General features: G+C 65.6%; 1 protein-coding gene. It reads right to left on the bottom strand.

The window, feature by feature from the left end:
• A partial coding sequence (dnaE, locus tag ACFYVJ_RS34740) for a DNA polymerase III subunit alpha (protein ID WP_388900510.1) occupies positions 1-2,275 on the bottom strand: 2,275 nt, incomplete at both ends.

Consider the following 2,275-nt stretch of genomic DNA (forward strand, 5'->3'; position numbering starts at 1 on the left):
TCCGCCTCCTTCCGCTTGACCGACACCACGTTGTCGATCATCGGCTCGTACTGCGCGGTGAGGCCCTTGCGGGTGTGCCCGAGGGCGTCGAACGCGCCCGCCTTGATCAGCGATTCGGTGGTGCGCTTGTTGCAGACGACGGGTTCTGACTTGTCGAGGTAGTCGGGAAAGGAGGCATAGGGCCCCTTGGACTGCCTGCCGCGCACGATGGCGTCCACGACGTTGCGGCCGACGTTGCGGACGGCGGTCAGGCCGAAGACGATCGTGTCGTCGCCGCGGGGAGTGAAGTCCGCCTCTGACTCGTTGACGTCCGGCGGGAGCACCTTGATGCCCATCTTCCGGCACTCGTTGAGATAGACCGCCGACTTGTCCTTGTCGTCGCGCACGGACGTCAGCAGCGCGGCCATGTACTCGGCGGGATAGTTCGCCTTGAGATACGCCGTCCAGTAGGACACGAGCGCGTACGCCGCCGCGTGCGCCTTGTTGTACGCGTAGCCGGCGAAGGGCACCAGGACGTCCCACACCGCCTGCACCGCCTCGTCCGGATAGCCGCGCTGCCGGCAGCCGTCGCGGAAGGGGACGAACTCCTTGTCGAGCACTTCCTGTTTCTTCTTGCCCATCGCCCGGCGCAGCAGGTCCGCCTGGCCGAGGGTGTAGCCGGCGAGGACCTGCGCGGCCTTCTGCACCTGCTCCTGGTAGACCACGAGTCCGTAGGTGATGTCGAGGACTTCCGTCAGCGGCTCGGCGAGCGCCGGGTGGATCGGGGTGATCTCCTGGCGGCCGTTCTTGCGGAGCGCGTAGTTGATGTGGGAGTTCATGCCCATGGGGCCCGGCCGGTAGAGGGCGGTGACGGCGGTGATGTCCTCGAAGTGGTCGGGGCGCATCAGCCGGAGCAGTGAGCGCATAGCGCTGCCGTCGAACTGGAAGACGCCGAGGGTGTCGCTGCGGCCCAGCAGTTCGAAGGTCCTGGCGTCGCTCAGCGGCAGGGACAGCAGCTCGATGTCGGTCCCTTTGTTGGCGCGCACCATTTTCACGGCGTCGTCCATGATGGTGAGGTTCCGCAGGCCGAGGAAGTCCATCTTCAGCAGGCCGAGCGATTCACACGTCGGGTAGTCCCACTGCGTGATCGTCACCTGGTCGCTGTGGCGCACCCAGACCGGGACGTGGTCCACGATCGGCTCGCTGGACATGATCACACCGGCCGCGTGCACGCCCATCTGCCGTACGAGTCCTTCGACGCCGCGCGCGGTGTCGATGACCTTCTTCACGTCGGGCTCGTTCTCGTACATCGACCGGACCTCGCCGGCCTCGGCGTGGCGGGGATGCGCGGGGTCGGTGATGCCCGCGAGGTCGATGCCGTGGCCGCCGACGTCGGCGGGCATGGCCTTGGTGATCCGGTCGCCCATCGCGTACGGGTACCCGAGCACCCGCGCGGAGTCCTTGATCGCGTTCTTCGCCTTGATCGTGCCGTACGTGCCGATCATCGCGACCTTGTCGGCACCGTACTTCTCCGTGACGTAGCGGATCACCTCCGCCCGCCTGCGCTCGTCGAAGTCGATGTCCACGTCCGGCATCGAGACGCGCTCCGGATTCAGGAACCGCTCGAAGATCAGCCCGTGCTCGATCGGGTCGAGGTCGGTGATCCCCATCGCGTACGAGACGAGCGACCCCGCCGCCGAGCCGCGGCCCGGACCGACCGCGATCCCGTTGTTCTTCGCCCACATGATGAAGTCCGCGACCACCAGGAAGTACCCCGGGAACCCCATCTGGATGATGACGTCCATCTCGTACTCGGCCTGCTTGTGATAGTTCTCGTCCCAGCCGCCGGGGTGGCGGCGGCGCATCCCGTTCCACACTTCCTCGCGGAACCAGGTGACTTCGCTGTAGCCGCCGGGCACCTCGAACCGGGGCATCAGGTCGCGCTTCTCGAACCACCCCGCGGTGTCGATCTGCTCCGCCACCAGCAGCGTGTTCGCACACCCCTCCTGCCACGCATCGGACGAATCGACCGCATACATCTCCTCGGTCGACTTCAGGTAATAACCCGTCCCATCGAACCTGAACCGATCCGGATCAGAAAGATTCTTCCCCGTCTGAATACACAACAACGCATCATGCGCCCCCGCCTCCTGCGCATACGTGTAATGCGAATCATTCGTCACCAGCGGCGGAATCCCCAACTTCCGCCCGATCTCCAGCAGCCCGTCCCGCACCCGCCGCTCGATCTCGATCCCGTGATCCATCAACTCCAGGAAATACCGCTGCTTCCCGAACA

The sequence above is a fragment of the Streptomyces sp. NPDC004134 genome (assembly GCF_042874195.1).
In the GTDB taxonomy this organism is placed as follows: Bacteria; Actinomycetota; Actinomycetes; order Streptomycetales; family Streptomycetaceae; genus Streptomyces.